The organism is Methylobacterium sp. C1, assembly GCF_001854385.1.
GTDB classification, from domain to species: Bacteria; Pseudomonadota; Alphaproteobacteria; order Rhizobiales; family Beijerinckiaceae; genus Methylobacterium; species Methylobacterium radiotolerans.
The window spans coordinates 4,487,089-4,501,226 of sequence record NZ_CP017640.1; the positions used below are offsets into that span (position 1 = coordinate 4,487,089).

Below are 14,138 nucleotides of genomic sequence, written 5' to 3' on the forward strand. Positions count from 1 at the left end.
GCGTCCGCTCGGTGAATGCTGCGGCTCGCTTCACCGAGCGGGAGACACGAAATGTCCGATGTTGCGCTGCTGGTCATCGATGTCCAGGAATCCTTCCGGCACAGGCCCTTCTGGAACGACGCCGATGTCCCGCCCTTCACCGCGCGCCTTCAGGCGCTCATCGACGGCGCCGCCGCGCGGCGGATCCCGGTCCTGCAGGTGTTGCACGTCGCCGAGAGCGGACTGTTCGCCATCACCTCCGGCCACGTCCGCACCCTCGAGCCGGTCGTGATCACGCCGACGGCCATCTTCCACAAGCGCCGGCACAGCGCCCTTGTCGAGACCGGCCTGTCCGGCTGGCTGACGCAGCACGGCATCCGCCGGCTGATCGTGTCGGGCATCCGGACCGAGCAATGCTGCGAGACCACGGCCCGCCACGCCTCCGACAGCGGCTGGCAGATCGATTTCGTGACGGAGGCCACCCTGACTTTCGCCATGACCCACCCGGACGGCCGCCGCTTCGGCGCGGACGACATCAAGGCCCGGACCGAGCTGGTGCTGGCCGACCGGTTCGCCCGGATCGCCACGGTGGATCAGGCGCTGGCCGGCCCGGACCTGCCGGTCGCCGCGTGAGCGGGGCGGCCCGGCACATCCCGGTCCTCGTGGTCCTGCCGCCGCGCGCGCTGCTGCTCGACCTCGCCGGCCCGCTGGAGGTCCTGCGCATCGCCGGCACCGTCCAGGACCGGGTCGGCTTCGCGGTGGCGTACGCGGCGCCGCGGGCGCTCACCCGCTGCTCGATCGGGCTCGACCTGGGCGGGGCCGGACCTCTGCCGGATACGGTGGCCGACGGGACGGTCGTGCTCCTGCCGGGCTCCGCGACGCGGGTGCTCGGCGACGCGCCGGAGCGGGCGGCCGACGCCGACGCCGACGCGGAGGCCGAGATCGTCGCGTGGCTGCGCGGCGCCGTCCGGCCGGGCCACACCGTCGCGACCGTCTGCGAGGGCGCGCTACTGGCGGCGCGGGCCGGGCTCCTCGACGGCTACGCCTGCACCACCCACCACGCCAGCTGCGACCGGCTGCGGGCGGCGGCGCCCCGGGCCCGGGTGCTGGAGAACCGCCTGTTCGTGCAGGACCGCGACCGGTTCAGCAGCGCCGGCGTCACGGCCGGCATCGACCTGATGCTGCACCTCGTGGCGGAGTGGGCGGGCCCGGCGACGGCGGTTGCCGTCGCGCGGGCGCTCGTCGTGTACATGCGGCGCGGGCCCGACGACCCCCAGCTCTCGCCCTGGCTCGAGGGGCGCAGCCACCTGCACCCGGCGGTGCACCGGGCCCAGGACGCGATCGCCGCCGACCCGGCCCGAGACTGGTCGCCGGCGCTGCTCGGCCGGTTCGTGGGCGCGAGCCCGCGCAACCTCGCGCGGCTGTTCCGGCTCCACGCGGGCATGACGGTGACGGACGCGGTCAACCGGTCCCGCGTCGCGCTGGCCCGCGACCTGATCGCGCGGAGCGATCTCGGCCTGGAGCGGATCGCCGAGCGGGCCGGCTTCGGCTCCGCCCGGCACATGCGCCGCGTCTGGCGGCAGTTCCACGCAGCGGCGCCGTCGAGCCTGCGCGCTCGATCCGCGGATGTGGCGGCCGAGCCGGCCAACCCGCGGCCCGTAGGCCGGGATTCTGCACGGAACCCCGCGAAACACCCGCCCTCGCGAGCGGAGCGAAGCGATCCAGGGTAGCGCCCCGCTCTCCGGCGTCGCGCGGCCCTGGGTCACTGCGCGGCGCGGGTGGATGGACCGACGCGGCCGCCTGTGACCTCCTGCCCCGCCGACCCCGTCCGCCCGAATCGGCGCGGACCGTGCATCGGCCCGGCGCGCCCGTTGGCGCGGAAGGAGTGAGCGGCATGCCCGAATTCGACCTTGCCATCCGGGGCGGCACGGTGGTCACGGCGAGCGACACGGTCCGGGCCGATGTCGGCGTGCGCGGCGGCCGGATCGTCGCGGTGGCCGAGGGCATCGCCGACGCGGCCCGGGTGATCGACGCCTCCGGCCTGCTGGTGCTGCCCGGCGGCATCGACAGCCACGTCCACATCGCCCAGGAGTCCGGCCCCGGCATCGTCATGGCCGACGATTTCGCCAGCGCCACCCGGGCGGCGGCGGCCGGCGGCAACACCTGCGTGATGCCCTTCGCGCTCCAGCCCCGGGGCGCCTCCCTGCGCGGTGCGGTCGACGCCTACAGGGCCCGGGCCGAGGGCCAGTGCCACGTCGACGTGGCGATCCACATGATCATCTCGGACCCGAGCGAGGCGGTGCTCGGCCAGGAGCTGCCGGCTCTGGTCGCCGACGGCTACACCTCGTTCAAGGTCTTCATGACCTACGACGACCTCGTCCTGAACGACCGCCAGCTCCTCGACGTGTTCCACGTCGCGCGGCGGCAGGGCGCCCGGGTCATGGTCCACGCCGAGGGCTACGACGCGATCCGCTACCTCAGCGAGCGGCTGGAGCGGGCGGGCGAGACCAGGCCCTACGGCCACGCCCTGTCGCGCCCCGAGATCGTCGAGCGGGAGGCGGCGCACCGGGCGATCAGCCACGCCGAGCTGATCGACCTGCCGATCGTCATCGTTCACGTCTCGGGCCGCGAGGCCACCGAGCAGATCGCCTGGGCGCAGGCGCGGGGCCTGAAGATCCGGGCCGAGACCTGCCCGCAATACCTGACGCTGACGGCCGAGGACATGAAGGGACTCGGCCAGGAGGATCTCATGGCGGGGGCGAAGTACGTCTGCTCGCCGCCGACGCGGGACGTCGAGAGCCAGGAGGCGGTCTGGTCGGGGATCCGGCGCGGGATCTTCGACGTGGTCTCCTCGGACCATTGCCCGTTCCGCTACGACGACCCGCAGGGCAAGCTGAACCCGCGGGGTAAGACCTCCTTCCGCTGGATCCCGAACGGCATCCCCGGCATCGAGACGCGGCTGCCGGTGTTCTTCTCGGAGGGCGTCTCGAAGGGGCGGATCAGCCTCAACCAGTTCGCCGCGCTGACCGCCACCAACCACGCCAAGCTGTACGGGCTCTACCCGCGCAAGGGCTCGATCGCTCCGGGCTTCGACGCCGACCTCACGCTTTGGGATCCGAACCGGCGCGAGACCATCCGCCAGGCGAACCTGCACCACGGCTCCGACTACACGCCGTGGGAAGGCTTCGACGTCACCGGCTGGCCGGTGGTGACGATCGCGGGCGGGCAGGTGATCGCCGAGGACGGCCGGGTCCTGTCCGAGCCGGGCCGCGGGCGGGTGCTCGACCGGGCCGTCGACCCGGCCGAGCGGCGGGACGCCTGAAGGACGCGCTGGCCCGCCGCTTGCCTGCAGCCCCCGGGGGAGAACCGCATGGACGTCGAGCTGATCGGCCTGACCAAGCGCTACGGCGCGGCCACCGCGGTCGACGGCATCGACCTGAAGGTGCCGTCCGGCGCCTATTGCTGCCTGCTCGGCCCTTCCGGCTGCGGCAAGACCACGACGCTGCGGATGATCGGCGGCCACGAGCGCGCCAGCGCGGGCGACGTGGTGATCGGCCCGAAGGCGGTGGGCGACGCGGCCCCGGCCGAGCGCGGCACCGCCATGATGTTCCAGAGCTACGCCCTGTTCCCGCACCTCGACGCGCGCGACAACGTCGCGTTCAGCCTGAAGATGCGCGGCATCGGCAAGGCCGAGCGCCGCGCCAAGGCGATGGCGATGCTCGACCTCGTGCAGATGGGCCACCTCGCCGGGCGCCTGCCGGCCCAGCTCTCGGGCGGCCAGCAGCAGCGCGTGGCCCTCGCCCGCGCCCTCGTCACCGGCCCGAAGGTGCTGCTGCTCGACGAGCCACTCTCGGCCCTCGACCCGTTCCTGCGGGTGCGGATGCGGGTGGAGCTGAAGCGGATCCAGACCGAGCTGGGCCTCACCTTCATCCACGTCACCCACAGCCAGGAGGAGGCGATGGCGCTCTCCGACCTCGTGGTGGTGATGAATGCCGGCCGGATCGAGCAGGCCGCCGACCCGCGCACCGTGTTCGAGCGGCCGGCCACCGCCTTCGTGGCCCGGTTCATCGGCGGCCACAACGTGATCCGGCTGTCGGAGGGTCTCGTCGCCGTGCGGGCCGACCGGATGCGGCTCGGCGCCGAGGCCGGCCCCGCCGCGCTGCCGGCCCGGGTGGTCGCGGTCGAGTACCAGGGCACCAGCGTCCATGTCGGCCTCGACGCCGAGGGGCTGGAGCGCGCCCCCGAGAGCCCCGCCGCCCTCACCGCCATCCTCAGCGACGCGGCTTACGCGGCCCGCCCGTTCCACCTCGGCGACACGGTCCCGGTCGGCTGGGACGCCGCCGCCGCCCATCGCCTCGACGCGTAACCCGTAGGGAGACGACCATGGACCTGCCCTCGAAGCCGAGCCGCCGCACGCTCCTGAAGGGGGCGGCCGCGCTCGCCGCGACGCCGGTGACCGGCTTCCCGGCGGTGCACGCCGCCGAGCCCGTGACCCTGCGCTACCTCGGGACCGCGGTGAACCAGTCCGCCGACATCGCCCGGAAGGTGAAGGAGGATCTCGGCCTGACCATCGAGTACATCCCGGTGGTGACGGACGAGGTGACCAAGCGGGCGGTCACCCAGCCGAACTCCTTCGACCTGATCGACACCGAGTATTTCAGCCTCAAGAAGATTCTGCCCTCCGGCAACCTGCAGGGCATGGACGCCGGGCGGATCAAGCTCGCCGACAAGATCTCTTCCATTTTCACCAAGGGGGAAGTGGCGGGAAAGCGGATCGGCGACCAGGGCACGGCGCCCCGCAAGGTCTTCTACCTGGAGGGCCAGGAGTCCAAAAAATTTGCCGGCGAACAGACCGGGTGGATCTCGCTGATCCCGACCGTCTACAACGCCGACACGCTGGGCATCCGGCCGGACCTGATCAAGGTGCCCGTCACGAGCTGGAAGGAGCTCCTGAACCCGGCCTTCAAGGGCAAGGCCTCGATCCTCAACATCCCGTCGATCGGCATCATGGACGCCGCCATGGTGGTGGAGGCCACTGGCGACTACACCTACGGCGACAAGGGCAACATGACGAAGCCCGAGATCGACCGCACCATCAAGGTGCTGATCGAGGCCAAGCGCGCCGGCCAGTTCCGGGCCTTCTGGCAGGACTTCAACGAATCCGTGAACCTGATGGCCTCGGGCGAGACGGTGATCCAGTCGATGTGGTCGCCCGCCGTCACCAAGGTGCGGGCGCAGGGCGTGCCCTGCACCTACCAGCCGCTGAAGGAGGGCTACCGGGCCTGGGCCTCGGGCTTCGGCATCCCCAAGACCCTGAGCGGCAAGAAGCTCGACGCCGCCTACGATTTCATCAACTGGTTCCTGTCGGGCTGGGCCGGGGCCTACCTCAACCGGCAGGGCTACTACTCGGCCGTGCTGGAGACCGCCCAGGCGAACATGCAGCCCTACGAGTGGGCCTTCTGGATGGAGGGGAAGCCCGCCGAGAAGGACATCCTCGGCCCCGACGGCACCCTGATCGAGAAGGCCGGCGCCACCCGCGACGGCGGCTCCTTCGACGCGCGGATGGGCGCGGTCGCCTGCTGGAACGCCGTGATGGACGAGAACACCTACATGGTGCGCAAGTGGAACGAGTTCATCGCGGCGTGAGGGCGGTGGGCGCCGCCGCCTCTCCCCGCCCCCTCCCCCGCGGAGGGGGGCGGGATGCATCGGCGCGCGGGGGGCGAATCCGATGACCGATCTCGCCCTGCCCGCCGCCGCGGCCGCCGAGCGGACCGCGGCGCCCGCCGTCGCGGCGCGCCCCCGCCGCCGCGCCCTCGCCTATCTCCAGGCCGCCCCGCTGGCCCTCGTCTTCCTGATCTTCCTCGTGGTCCCGCTGGTGCTCACCGGGATCGTCTCGCTCTGGGAGTACAACGAGTACGAGATCATCCCGGCGCTCACCCTTCAGAACTACGTCGACGTGTTCGACGGCTGCCTGTCGGCCGACCTCTGCACCACGGTGCGCACCTATCTCTCGACGGTGAAGTTCGTAGTGCTGACGCTGGCGATCACCCTGCCGCTCGGCTTCGCCGTCGCGTACTTCCTGGCCTTCCACGTCCGCTCGGGCACGGTGCGGATGGGCCTGTTCCTGCTCTGCACGATCCCGTTCTGGACCTCGAACGTGATCCGCATGATCTCGTGGATCCCGCTGCTCGGCCGCAACGGCCTCGTCAACGACACGCTGCGCAGCCTCGGGCTGATCCGCGCGCCGATCGAGGGCCTGCTCTACTCCGACTTCGCGGTGGTCCTGGCCTTCGTGCACCTCGACACGGTGTTCATGATCGTGCCGATCTTCAACAGCCTCGCCCGGATCGACCGGCGGCTGATCGAGGCGGCGCGCGACGGCGGCGCGTCCGGCGCGCAGATCCTCTGGAACGTGATCCTGCCGCTCGCCAAGCCCGGCATCGCCATCGGGACGATCTTCGTGACGACGCTGGTGATGGGCGACTTCGTCACCGTCGGCGTCATGGGCGGCCAGCAGATCGCCAGCGTCGGCAAGGTGATCCAGGTGCAGATGTCCTACCTGCAGTTTCCGGCCGCCGCCGCCAACGCCGTGGTGCTGCTCGCCGCCGTGCTGCTGATGATCCTGGGGCTCACCCGGATGATCGACCTCCGGCGGGAGCTGTAGCGATGGATCAGCCCCGCGGCCGCGCCTTCTACCTGCTGGCGGCGGTCTTCGCCCTCTACGTCCTGTTCCTCTACGGGCCGACCCTGACGATCCTGGCGCTCAGCTTCCAGGGCCCCTCCGGCGGCCTGACCTTCCCGATGAACGGCGTCTCGACCCACTGGTTCGCCAAGCTGTGGGCGGGCGTCGGCGTGGTCGACATCTGGGCGGCGTTCCGACGGTCCCTGGCGCTCGGACTCGTGGTGATGGCGCTGACCGTCGGGATCGCCTTCTACGCGGGCCTCGCCTTCCGGAAGGGGTTTTGGGGCGCAGGCCTCGTCTTCGCCCTGGCGGTGTCGAGCCTGATCGTGCCCTCGATCGTGGTCTCCCTCGGCATCGGGCTGGAGTTCCGGCTCCTCGACGACGCCGTGAAGGCGCTCGCCGCCGCGACCGGCTGGGGATTCCTGCAGGATCACGGCACGCTGATGGGCCTCTACACGTCGGCGCTGGGAGCCCATCTCACCTGGACGCTGCCCTTCGGCCTGCTGATCATGTTCGCGGTGTTCAACCGGTTCGACCCGGCCTACGAGGAGGCCGCCCGCGACCTCGGCGCCAGCGGCCCGCAGACGCTCCGCCACGTGGTGGTGCCGATCCTCGCGCCCGCCCTCGTCGGCGTCGCCCTGTTCGGCTTCACCCTGTCGTTCGACGAGCTCGCCCGCACCAGCCAGGCGATCGGCGGCCGCAACACCCTGCCGCTGGAACTGCAGGGTCTGACCACCACGGTGACGACGCCCGAGATCTACGCCCTCGGCACGGTGACGACCGCCGTCTCGGCCCTGGTGATCGGCACGGCGCTCGGCCTGACCCTGTGGCTGCAGAAGCGCCGGGCGCGGCGGGCGCTGGCCGGCCTGTGATCGATGCCGGTCGGCCGCGCCGCCGCATTGCCAATCCGCCCCCGCCCGTGTAAGCGCACGGCGCGCCCCCGAGACACCCTTGGAGGCAGGGGCGCGCCGGGAAGGATGTGGCCGTCCGCCAGGGGCGGCCTTTTCGTTTTCCGGCTCCAGCAATCGTAAAGGATCACGCCATGAGCGCTGTGAAGACGCTTGAGGCCGTGGCACGCGACCGGGTCGGCAAGGGGGCCGCCCGGGCCGTTCGTCGCCAGGGCCAGATTCCCGCCGTCATCTACGGGGGCGGCCAGCCGCCGCAATCCATCGCGGTCGACCTCATCCGCACCCGCACCCTGATCTACGCCGGCGGCTTCAAGACCACGCTGTTCGAGATCAACGCCGGCGGCAAGAAGGTCCGCGCGATCCCGCGCGACTTCCAGCTCGACCCGGTGACCGGCGTGCCGCTGCACGTCGACTTCCTGCGCGTCGTCTCGGGCCAGACCGTCACGGTCGAGGTGCCGGTGCACTTCGTCAACGAGGACGCGGCCCCCGGCATCAAGAAGCTCGGCGGCACCCTCAACATCGTGGCCCACACGCTGAGCCTCGAGGTCGCCCCCGACCAGATCCCGGACGCGATCGAGGTCGACTTGACCGGCCGCGCGATCGGCGACGTCATCCACGTCTCCGACATCAAGATCCCGGCCGGCACCTACACCGGCGAGGCGACCGACCCGGTGGCCAACATCGTGCCGCCGACCGTGCTGGGCGCCGAGGTGGAGGCCGAGGAGGCCGCCATCGCCGAGGCGCAGTCGGCCGAGGCCGCCGAGGAGAAGGCCGAGGAATCCGCCGAGGACGAGAAGAAGGACGGCGAGGAGGCCTGAGCCTCGTCGCTCTCTGTCACGCGACGCGAGAGCCCCGGCCCTGCCGGGGCTCTCTGCGTTTCGGCCGCGGTCAGGGATAGAGCCGCGCCCGGCTCCAGCCCGCGCCCGTCCGGGTGAAGCGCACGCGGTCGTGCAGGCGGAAGTCGCCGTTCTGCCAGAACTCGACGCTCACCGGCGCGATCCGGAACCCGGTCCAGTGCTCAGGCCGGGGGATCGGCCCGTCCCCGTAGCGCTCGGACAGCTCCGCCACCGCCGACATCAGCGTGGCGCGGTCCGCGAGCGGGCGGGATTGCTGGCTGGCGATCGCACCGAGGCGGCTCTCCCGGCGGCGGCTCTGGAAATAGGCGTCGGCCTCCGCGGCCGTGACCGGCGTGATCGGCCCACGGGCCCGCACCTGCCGGCGCAGGCTCTTCCAGTGCAGCACCAGGGCGGCCTGGGGGTTCTGCGCCAGCTCCTCGCCCTTGGTGGACTGGGTGTTGGTGTAGAACACGAAGCCGCGGGCGTCGAAGTCCTTCAACAGGACCATCCGCACGTCCGGCAGCCCGTCCGATCCGGCGGTGGCGAGCGCCATCGCGTTCGCGTCCTCGGGCTCGGAGGCCTCGGCCTCCTTCATCCAGGCGGCGAACAGCCCGACGGGGTCCTCGCTCAGCGTGAAGTCCGCGCTCTTCGGGTCATCGGTCCTTAACTGATCCACGCCAAGACTCCTGCCTGCCGCGTCCAGGGCCTGAGGGGGCACCGACATCGGCGTGTTCGGTCGAGCGAATAGCCCGTCGTGAGTCAGGTGTAATGCGGGGATGCGCGTGTAAAGGGCCAAGCCGGCGGTCGCAGATCGGCGCGTCCGTCTCGGCCCTGTCTCTGGCGATGGTCCTGTGCGGCTGCAGCCAGCCACTGCTGGTCTTCCGGGGCGATCCCCCGGCGGCGGCGCGCGTGGTCGAGGAGCCGACCGTCACCGGCAGCATCGAGAAGCGGCCCGTGAGTTTCGGGGACGACCTCGCCGAGGAGGATTGGCGCCGGGCGCGGGCCGCCCTGAGCGTCGCCCTGGATCCGCAGGGCAACGGGCGCCCGGTCAAGTGGGACAACCCGGAGACCGGGCTTCACGGGTCGGTCAACCCGACCGGGCTGCCGTATGTCTCGGATGAGCTGATCTGCCGCAACTTCCTGGCATCGGTGATCGCGCCGAGCCGCAGCCGCTTCGTCCGCGGCACCGGCTGCAAGCTCTCGGGCGGACCGTGGACGCTCAAGCGCGTCCGGGCCGCGAGCGGCACCGGACGCTCCTGAACTCCGTCGACGTCGGGGGCCCCTGCCCGTGCGGCAGCGGGAGCGCCCCCGCGCCCTCAGTACGGATGCCCGTAATAGGGCCGCACGCGCAGGCGCGGCTGCGCCGCCGGCGGAGCGGCGTAGCGGGCCGCGGCCTCCGGGTCGTAGGTGCGGATATAGGGATCGAGGGCCGGGTCGCGGTAATTGCCGTTGTTGACCCCCGCCGAGCGATCGTTGCCGCTCAGCGCCGCGTAGGGCGAGAGGCCGCTGCCGCTGTCGCCGCCGCCACCGCCGCCACCGCCCCAGGCAAAGGCCGTCCCCGGGATGGCGGCGAGGAGCATCGCCGCGAGGGGCATCGTCAGCGTCTTGCGCGTCATGTCCTGTCTCCGCACCACGTCATTGTCTGGCGAACGGTCCAGCTGGAGGTGGGGTTCCCCTCGGCGAGCCGCCACGGCCTCGCGACATTGTACCACCGCCCGCCAACACGCGTTTATTTGAAGGCCCGCGTTTCGATTTTTTCGGTTCACCGTCCAGAAATCGTCTCGCGCGTTAAGCTTGAACCGGTAGACAGCCACTCGGCCGTGCTTGATCGTGGTGCGGCGTAACAGCATTCGAGCCCGGCTCGACCGTATCCAGGGTCGGGACCGGGCGCATACCGGGCCTGGCTGCCGTGAGCGTCGACACGAAATCCGGCACGCGGGGCATGAGGCTGACCGGCTGATGGAGCGGGCGATCGGAGGCACGGACCGATCGTCGGCGGCCGGTGGCCGGGCTCCCACCCGGGCGGAGCCGCCGGCGCCCGGGACGCCCTCCCGCACCCGGACCGTCACCGTGCGGCTCGACCGACGGTCCCTGCGCGGCTGGCACATCCGCCTTCTCGACCAGCTCGGGCAGCGGCCCGACCATCGGATCCGGGTCGCCTGGGTGGAGCACGCGGAGGGCCTGCCGCCGAACGCGGAGCTCCTGTTCCGTCTGGAGGCCGCCATCCACGGCCTGCCCCGGCCGGGTCTGGCGACCGCCGCGGAACCGGTGGCCCTCGCCCCCTACGAGGCGAGCCCGGAGGGCCCGGAGCCCGGCGGGAGCGGCGCCGACCTCGTCCTCGACCTTTCGGGCAGCCCCGCGGAGCCGGGCTCGGCGCCGGCCTGGCGGCTCGACTACGACGGGATGCCGGGCGAGGCCGGCCTCCTCGCCGCCCTGTTCGCCCACGGAGCGCCGGTGGCGGCGCTGCGCGGGCCGGACGGCAGGCCGGTGGCGGTCGGCCGCCTGGGCGCGGAATCGCACACGGTGATGCTCGCGGCCTTCGAGGGCTACCTCGCGCGGACCATCACGCTGATCCTCGCCGCCCTCGACGGCGCCGCCTCGACGGAGCTTCCCGACGGCGCCGGGGCGCCCCTGAAGCCCGCGGCCGGCTACGACCTCGGCGGCCTGGGCGCGCGCCGTCGGGCCGCCGGTGGGCTCGCCCGGCAGATCGCGCGCAGGCTCTACGCCCTCTGCTTCCACGGCCCGCACTGGCGGGTGGGCTGGCGGCGGATCGCCGGCCCCGACCTGATCGACCTGCGCCGGCATCCGGAGGGCGGCTGGCAGGTCCTCCCCGACGACGGGCGGCGCTTCTACGCCGACCCCTTCGCGATCGCCCGGGACGGCGCCGTGACCCTGTTCGTGGAGGAGTTCGACTACCGCCGCGGCAAGGGCGTGATCGCCGCGGTGGGCTTCGGGGAGAACGGGCCCCGCGGCCGGCCGGAGCCGGTGCTCGAGCTCGAGACCCACCTGTCCTACCCGTTCGTGTTCGAGGCGGACGGGCAGGTCTGGATGATCCCGGAATCCCACGCCTCCGGGACGATCGACCTCTACCGGGCCACCGACTTCCCGCGCGGCTGGGTCCACGAGGCGGTGCTCCTGGACGGGGTCGTGGCCGGGGACGCGACCCTGCTGCAGCACGGCGGCCGCTGGTGGATGTTCGCCACGGTCCGGGCCGGCGGCGGCAGCTACTCCGACACGCTCCATCTCTGGCACGCGCCGCATTTCCGCGGGCCCTGGACGCCCCACCGGCACAACCCGGTGCTGATCGACATCGGCTCCGCCCGGGCCGCGGGCCCGATCGTGGCGCGCGACGGCGGCCTGATCCGGCCCGTCCAGGATTGCCGACAGGGCTACGGCGCGGCGCTCGGCCTCGCCCGGATCCTGCGCCTCGACGAGGAGGGCTACGCCCAGCGGGTCGAGACGCGCCTGCGGCCGGGGGCGGCCTGGCCGGGCACCCGCCTGCACATGCTGAGCGCGGCCGGCGGCTTCGAGTTCATCGACGGCTCGCACCGGGCCCGCCCCCGCCTCCTGGGCTGAGGGCGCCTTCTGGGCTGAGGGCGCCTGCTGGGCTGAGCCCGGGCCGAACCGCCCCGTGCGGCCGCGCGCGGCCCCGTCGGTGCCGAACGGCACCCGCATACGGCTCGCATCGCGGCCGCGCGCGCGCTAAGCGGGGACCTCACCTGCGCCGATCCAGCAGAACCGCCGGGACGATCACCATGGCGAGCCCCGTCGAACATGCGAGCTTCCTGCCGCCGGTCCTGACCTTCCTCACCGCGGCTGTGATCGGCGTGCCGATCTTCCGGCTGATCGGGCAGAGCGCCGTGCTCGGCTACCTCGTGGCCGGCGTGCTGATCGGGCCCTCGGGCCTGTCGCTGATCGCCGAGCCCGAGACGGCGGCGAGCGTCGCCGAGATCGGCGTGGTGCTCCTGCTCTTCATCGTCGGCCTGGAGCTGCACCTGTCGCAGCTCGTCTCCATGCGCCGCGACATCTTCGGCCTCGGCACCGCGCAGCTCGTCGTCTGCGCGCTGGTGCTCGGCGGCGCCGGAATTCTGGCCGGCCTCAGTTTCGGCGCCGCCGCGGTGATCGGCCTCGCGCTCGCCCTCTCGGCCACCGCGGTGGCCCTGCAACTCCTGGAGGAGCGGGGCGATCTCGGCAGCGCCTACGGCGCGCGCGCCTTCGCGGTGCTGCTGTTCCAGGACCTGTCGGTGGTCGGCATCCTGGCGCTGATGCCGCTGCTGGCCTCGGCCGGCGAGGCGACCGACGTCTCCTGGCTCGGGGAGGCGGCGGTCTCCACCGGCAAGGCGCTCGCGGCGATCCTCGCGGTGGTGCTGGTCGGCCGCTACGGCCTGAACCCGTTCTTCCGGCTGCTCGCGGCGAGCGGCGCCCGCGAGGTGATGACCGCCGCGGCACTCCTGGTGGTGCTCGGCACCGCGCTGCTCATGGAGCAGGTCGGCCTGTCGATGGCGATGGGCGCGTTCCTCGCCGGCATCCTGCTGGCCGAGTCGAACTTCCGCCACCAGCTGGAGGCCGATATCGAGCCGTTCCGCGGCATGCTGCTCGGCCTGTTCTTCATGAGCGTCGGCATGTCGATCGACGGCAACCTCGTGCGCGAGGTCTGGCCGGCCCTGTTCGGCGCGACCCTGGCGGCGATCCTGGTCAAGGTCGCCATCGTGGCCGGCCTGTTCCGGCTGTTCGGCTCGGACACCCTCGGGGCCCTGCGGGGCGCCGCGGTCCTGGCGCCCGCGGGCGAGTTCGCCTTCGTGCTGCTGCCGCAGGCCCAGGATCTCGGCCTCACCGGCGTCACGGCGACGCGCTTCGCGGTGGCGCTCGCCGCGCTGACCATGCTGATCGGCCCCATCGCCGCCAAGGGTCTCGACAAGCTGATCGAGCGGCGCAACGCGCGCAGCACCTTCGCGCTGGAGGAGCCCTCCAGCGAGCTCTCCGAGAGCGGCGACGCCCGGGTGCTGGTGATCGGCTTCGGCCGGTTCGGGCAGGTGCTGACCCACGTGCTGATGGCCGAGGGCATCCCGGTCACGGTGATCGACAAGGACGTGGAGCAGCTGCGCGCCGCCTCGCGCTTCGGCTTCCGCATCTACTATGGCGACGGCACGCGCCTCGACGTGCTGCGCGCCGCCGGGATCGGTCGGGTCGAGCTGGTCTGCATCTGCGTCGACGACCGGGAGGGCGCCCTCAAGATCGTCGACATCGTCCACGAGGAGTTCTCCAGCGTGCGCACCTTCGTGCGGGCCTACGACCGCCTGCACGCGGTGGAGCTGATGAACCGGGACGTCGACTACCAGATCCGCGAGACCGCCGAATCCGCCCTCGCCTTCGGGCGGGCGGCCCTCGAGGGGCTCGGCCTGTCGCCGGAGGCCGCCACCGCCCGGACCGACGACGTGCGCAAGCGCGACATCGCGCGGCTGGTCCTGCAGCAGGCCGGCGCCCTGCCGGACGGGTCCAGCTGGATGCGCGGCGCCGCGGCGGGCCTGAAGCCCGAGCCGCTGACCGCCCCGGTCCGGCCGGCCCGGGCGCTCAGCACCGAGACCCGCGACCTCGTGGGCAGCGACCGGCGCGAGGCCGCCGAGCGGCTCCTGGAGAAGCCCGCCCTGGCCCCGCAGGAGACGGAGGCCGCCGAGGAATCCGATCCGGAGACCGAGCTCGAATCGGAAGGCAGCGCCCGGGATGCGTGACGGG

Annotated in this window: 13 protein-coding genes; 11 read left to right on the forward strand and 2 right to left on the reverse strand. The window is 72.4% G+C overall.

Translation table 11 applies throughout. The features are described 5' to 3' along the window. Positions 1 to 51: 51 nt before the first annotated feature. From BKE41_RS20760 to BKE41_RS20795, 8 genes are all read left to right on the forward strand, one after another. On the forward strand, positions 52 to 612 hold the full coding sequence (locus BKE41_RS20760) for an isochorismatase family protein (protein ID WP_071000043.1): 561 nt from the start codon (positions 52 to 54) through the stop codon (positions 610 to 612). Further along, the gene (locus BKE41_RS20765; protein ID WP_058607167.1) at positions 609 to 1,709 is read left to right on the forward strand and encodes a helix-turn-helix domain-containing protein; all 1,101 of its coding nucleotides are present in this window, start codon (positions 609 to 611) and stop codon (positions 1,707 to 1,709) included. The genes BKE41_RS20760 and BKE41_RS20765 overlap by 4 nt, the downstream gene beginning before the upstream one ends. Positions 1,710 to 1,873: 164 nt before the next feature. Continuing rightward, entirely contained in the window at positions 1,874 to 3,301 is a 1,428-nt protein-coding gene (hydA, locus tag BKE41_RS20770; protein ID WP_012320872.1) for a dihydropyrimidinase, read from the forward strand. 48 nt (positions 3,302 to 3,349) lie between these two features. Next, a complete protein-coding gene (locus BKE41_RS20775) occupies positions 3,350 to 4,345 on the forward strand; it encodes an ABC transporter ATP-binding protein (RefSeq protein WP_029359100.1) in 996 nt (331 codons plus the stop codon). Between the two features lie 17 nt (positions 4,346 to 4,362). Continuing rightward, on the forward strand, positions 4,363 to 5,625 hold the full coding sequence (locus BKE41_RS20780) for an extracellular solute-binding protein (protein ID WP_012320874.1): 1,263 nt from the start codon (positions 4,363 to 4,365) through the stop codon (positions 5,623 to 5,625). Between the two features lie 82 nt (positions 5,626 to 5,707). After that, positions 5,708 to 6,643, forward strand: coding sequence for an ABC transporter permease (locus BKE41_RS20785; protein WP_071000044.1), 936 nt, complete (start codon positions 5,708 to 5,710; stop codon positions 6,641 to 6,643). Between the two features lie 2 nt (positions 6,644 to 6,645). Beyond that, complete coding sequence (locus BKE41_RS20790) at positions 6,646 to 7,533, forward strand: ABC transporter permease (protein WP_053620829.1); 888 nt, start codon at positions 6,646 to 6,648, stop codon at positions 7,531 to 7,533. A 170-nt stretch (positions 7,534 to 7,703) separates the two neighbouring features. After that, positions 7,704 to 8,387 carry a 50S ribosomal protein L25/general stress protein Ctc gene (locus tag BKE41_RS20795; protein WP_012320877.1) on the forward strand — a complete coding sequence of 228 codons (684 nt, stop codon included), beginning with the start codon at positions 7,704 to 7,706 and terminating at the stop codon, positions 8,385 to 8,387. Between the two features lie 70 nt (positions 8,388 to 8,457). Here BKE41_RS20795 and pdxH read toward each other — a convergent pair whose 3' ends face one another. After that, positions 8,458 to 9,081: a pyridoxamine 5'-phosphate oxidase gene (pdxH, locus tag BKE41_RS20800; protein WP_012320878.1), complete on the reverse strand. Its 624-nt coding sequence runs from the start codon at positions 9,079 to 9,081 to the stop codon at positions 8,458 to 8,460. A gap of 167 nt (positions 9,082 to 9,248) precedes the next feature. Here pdxH and BKE41_RS20805 point away from each other — a divergent pair, with 167 nt between their 5' ends. Then, the gene (locus BKE41_RS20805) at positions 9,249 to 9,665 is read left to right on the forward strand and encodes an RT0821/Lpp0805 family surface protein (RefSeq protein WP_234740797.1); all 417 of its coding nucleotides are present in this window, start codon (positions 9,249 to 9,251) and stop codon (positions 9,663 to 9,665) included. Between the two features lie 56 nt (positions 9,666 to 9,721). Here BKE41_RS20805 and BKE41_RS20810 read toward each other — a convergent pair whose 3' ends face one another. After that, positions 9,722 to 10,021 (reverse strand): hypothetical protein, encoded by a 300-nt coding sequence (locus tag BKE41_RS20810; RefSeq protein ID WP_012320880.1) that lies wholly within the window; start codon positions 10,019 to 10,021, stop codon positions 9,722 to 9,724. A gap of 343 nt (positions 10,022 to 10,364) precedes the next feature. On the opposite strand from BKE41_RS20810, the gene BKE41_RS20815 reads away from it, so the two are divergent. Next, positions 10,365 to 11,981 carry a formyl transferase gene (locus tag BKE41_RS20815; RefSeq protein ID WP_071000045.1) on the forward strand — a complete coding sequence of 539 codons (1,617 nt, stop codon included), beginning with the start codon at positions 10,365 to 10,367 and terminating at the stop codon, positions 11,979 to 11,981. A gap of 179 nt (positions 11,982 to 12,160) precedes the next feature. Further along, entirely contained in the window at positions 12,161 to 14,134 is a 1,974-nt protein-coding gene (locus BKE41_RS20820; RefSeq protein ID WP_024829046.1) for a monovalent cation:proton antiporter-2 (CPA2) family protein, read from the forward strand. Positions 14,135 to 14,138: the final 4 nt, after the last annotated feature.

Bases quoted from the DNA above. Each gene is read 5' to 3' on its own strand.
- BKE41_RS20820 (WP_024829046.1), top strand. From the start codon at position 12,161: ATGGCGAGCCCCGTCGAACATGCGAGCTTCCTGCCGCCGGTCCTGACC.
- BKE41_RS20810 (WP_012320880.1), bottom strand. From the start codon at position 10,021: ATGACGCGCAAGACGCTGACGATGCCCCTCGCGGCGATGCTCCTCGCC.
- BKE41_RS20795 (WP_012320877.1), top strand. From the start codon at position 7,704: ATGAGCGCTGTGAAGACGCTTGAGGCCGTGGCACGCGACCGGGTCGGC.
- hydA (WP_012320872.1), top strand. From the start codon at position 1,874: ATGCCCGAATTCGACCTTGCCATCCGGGGCGGCACGGTGGTCACGGCG.
- BKE41_RS20790 (WP_053620829.1), top strand. From the start codon at position 6,646: ATGGATCAGCCCCGCGGCCGCGCCTTCTACCTGCTGGCGGCGGTCTTC.
- BKE41_RS20815 (WP_071000045.1), top strand. From the start codon at position 10,365: ATGGAGCGGGCGATCGGAGGCACGGACCGATCGTCGGCGGCCGGTGGC.
- BKE41_RS20805 (WP_234740797.1), top strand. From the start codon at position 9,249: ATGGTCCTGTGCGGCTGCAGCCAGCCACTGCTGGTCTTCCGGGGCGAT.
- BKE41_RS20785 (WP_071000044.1), top strand. From the start codon at position 5,708: ATGACCGATCTCGCCCTGCCCGCCGCCGCGGCCGCCGAGCGGACCGCG.
- BKE41_RS20760 (WP_071000043.1), top strand. From the start codon at position 52: ATGTCCGATGTTGCGCTGCTGGTCATCGATGTCCAGGAATCCTTCCGG.
- BKE41_RS20775 (WP_029359100.1), top strand. From the start codon at position 3,350: ATGGACGTCGAGCTGATCGGCCTGACCAAGCGCTACGGCGCGGCCACC.
- BKE41_RS20780 (WP_012320874.1), top strand. From the start codon at position 4,363: ATGGACCTGCCCTCGAAGCCGAGCCGCCGCACGCTCCTGAAGGGGGCG.